This is a genomic window from Actinoplanes sp. NPDC048791, from assembly GCF_040650095.1.
Classification (GTDB): Bacteria; Actinomycetota; Actinomycetes; order Mycobacteriales; family Micromonosporaceae; genus Actinoplanes.
On record NZ_JBEZGQ010001065.1, the window covers coordinates 1 to 2,763 of the forward strand.

At 73.4% G+C, this 2,763-nt stretch carries 3 protein-coding genes; all 3 read right to left on the minus strand.

Annotated features, from left to right (window positions below; translation table 11 throughout):
- Positions 1 to 141 precede the first annotated feature (141 nt).
- Entirely contained in the window at positions 142 to 501 is a 360-nt protein-coding gene (locus AB0C29_RS42195) for a YciI family protein (RefSeq protein ID WP_360833089.1), read from the minus strand.
- A gap of 93 nt (positions 502 to 594) precedes the next feature.
- Complete coding sequence (locus AB0C29_RS42200) at positions 595 to 1,011, minus strand: NUDIX domain-containing protein (RefSeq protein WP_360833092.1); 417 nt, start codon at positions 1,009 to 1,011, stop codon at positions 595 to 597.
- The coding region (locus AB0C29_RS42205; RefSeq protein ID WP_360833095.1) for an NPCBM/NEW2 domain-containing protein at positions 1,001 to 2,763 on the minus strand (1,763 nt) is incomplete at its 5' end. The genes AB0C29_RS42200 and AB0C29_RS42205, both read right to left, overlap by 11 nt.

Genomic DNA, 2,763 nt, shown 5'->3' on the forward strand with positions numbered 1-2,763 from the left:
GCGAGAAGGCCTCCTGCACCGCGTCCTCGGCGAGATCGATCAGCCCGAGGACGCGGATCAGCGCGGCCACCGAGCGGCCGTACTCGGCCCGGAAGATCCGGCCGATGTCGAGCTCGGCCACCGGCCGGTCCCCTCCCCGGCTCAGCCGTGGCTGGTGGCCACGAACGGGCGGACCTCGATCGGCGCACCGATGACGGCGGTGGTCCGGGTGGCCCACCGCAGCGCGGCGTCGAGGTCGTCGGCCTCGATGATGTAGAAGCCGGCCAGGTGTTCCTTGGATTCGACGAAGGGACCGTCGGTCAGCAGTGCCTCGCCCGCCGTTCGGCGTACCACGGTGGCGACGTCGGGCTCGGTCAGCCGGCCGGAGAAGAGCCAGGCCCCGGTGGCCTTCATCTCCTCCTCCAGGGCCATGAGCTGCTGGAACTGCTCGGGACTCATCGGCTCGGCCGGCTGGTCGCCGGCGTCGGCGGCGGTGTGCACGGACAACAGGTACTGGCTCATCGGACACTCCTCAGCGGCGGGCGCTTCCCACCATGCCCCACTACGAACGGCGGAGCGCCACATCGACAGGTGCCCGACGGAAATCCCGGTCCGTTACAGCTGGGCCTCGCGGAACAGCTCGAGGGTCGGCTCGAGCTGGGAGTGCAGCGGGCCCGGCAGGGTGGCCGGGTCGAACCAGTCCAGCTCGTCGAACTTGTGCGGCTCGCCGATCGCCACGGTGGCCGGATCGACGCGGACCGCGAAGACCACTGCGACCCAGTGCGACAGCGGTTCCGTGCGGACCACGTTGCGGACGCCGAGCAGGCTGATCTCCTGCGGCTCGGTCGCGTACTCCTCCTTGACCTCGCGGGTCACCGCGGCCTCGAAGGTCTCGCCGAACTCCAGCGCGCCCGCCCCGGTGTCCCAGGTCCCGGGCTCGTCGCGGGCACCGGCGGAACGCCGGGCGAGCAGGATCCGGCCGGCGCCGTCGTGGCAGATGAAGACGCAGGAGACGCGTGGTTCACGGGACATGGCCGTTCATTCTGCCGGATCCGGCTCTGCCGCAGGCGAGCCGGGCGGCGGCCCAGTCGGCGTGGTCGTTGCCGTTGCCGTTGCCGCCGTCGGTGACCCGCAGCTCCAGGCTCCGCACCCCGGTCACGTCGACGTCCAGGCGCTGGGCGGGGTTCGCGCCGGTGAGCACGCCGGTCTGGGCCAGCCGGGTGCCGTCGCCCCAGACCTCGAATGTCACCGAGCCCGCGCTGCCCGTCTCGTCGTCGACGCCCACGTCGGCGCGCAGCCGGGTGCAGTCGCCGCCGAGGTCGACCTGGACCGTGGACGCGGCGTGCACGCCGATGCCCTTGGGATAGACCATGTCACCGATGGTCAGCGGGTTGCCGTCGGCCGCACCCTGTTCGCCGTTGCTACGGTCCTTCTCGGCCGGGCCCCAGCCGTTCACCGGGGCGGTGAACGGGCGGTCGCTGAGCCAGACGTAACCCGCCGGCAGCGGCGCCTCGGTGGTCGCGGTCGCCGTGGTGGTCGAGGCGAAGCCGTCGGGCGTGGTGGTCTCGGCGGTCGCGGTGAGGCGGTACGTGCCGATGTCGGTGCCCGCCGGGGCGGTGACGGTGAACGTGGCCGTCTCGCGGTCGGCGACGGCGCCCAGGTCCACCGAGGCCGGTTGCACGGTCCAGCCCTCGGGTGCGCTCAGCCGTACCGTCGCGTCCCGCAGACCCGCCGCGCAGCGCGCCGCGACCTGGACCTGCACCGGTTCGGCCGTGCCGGGCTCGATCCGGCCGTCCGTGGTGACGGTCAGTTCCGGCGGGCAGGGCGCCGGCACGTCGGCGTCCGGGACGCCGCCCGCGGCGACCTCGACCCGGGTGAGCGGGCGCAGCACCAGTTCGTGCGAGTACGGCTGCGTGGGCGACAGCCGGTACGGCGCCAGCACCGAGTTCGGCGTCTCCCCCATCCCGGTCTCGCCGGCCTCCGCGTGCAGCGTCACCCAGTCCTTGTTGCGCACCAGCGGCAGCTGATGGTCGTACTCGGCGCGGTCCAGGTCGTCGTAGGCGGTCACGCTGACGTCGGAGGTGCCGCCGACCAGCAGCCCGCCGCGCTGGTCGTGCAGGGTGGCCCAGCGGGTGTCGGTGTGGTTGCCGTACGCCTGCGGCCGCGAGTACCGCACGTACTCCTGCTCGACCGTGCTGCGGTAGACGCCCATCGGGGCCCCGCTGCGCCGGTCGTTGTAGGACTCCTGCGGGCCGCGCCCGTAGTAGGCGAAGCGCTGCATCGAGTCGGGCACCCGCAGCGAGATGCCGACCCGGGGCAGGTACGGCAGCGCGCCCACCCGTGAGCCCTTCGCGGCGACGTCCTGGCGCAGCGTGACGGTGCCCCGCCGGTCGATCCGGTAGGTCAGCGTCTGGTCGAACGACAGCAGCGCCTCGGTGCCGGGGCCGGCCGCGACACTGCGCACCTCCACCACGACGGCGTCGGCCTCGGTCCGGGTCTGCAGCCCGCTGACCGTGGTCCGCAGCCGGTCCAGGCCGGTCTCGTGCCAGATCCGCCGGTCGTCGGTGCCCCAGTCGTAGGTCTCGTTGCTGGTCGGTGGCCGGTACACGTCCAGCTGGGGCCCGCCGCGCAGCAGTTCCCGGCCGGCCGCGCGCATCGAGGTCAGCGAGCCGTCGTCGAAGCGGTAGGCGAAGTCCCGGCCGGACACGGTGACGGTGTCGCCGCTGGTGGCCACGGCAGGCGCGCCGGGCACGGGGACCGGGAGGATGCCCGGCACCGCGCGGC

Coding starts and splice junctions, on each gene's coding strand:
- AB0C29_RS42195 (WP_360833089.1), bottom strand. CDS start 501: ATGAGCCAGTACCTGTTGTCCGTGCACACCGCCGCCGACGCCGGCGAC.
- AB0C29_RS42200 (WP_360833092.1), bottom strand. CDS start 1,011: ATGTCCCGTGAACCACGCGTCTCCTGCGTCTTCATCTGCCACGACGGC.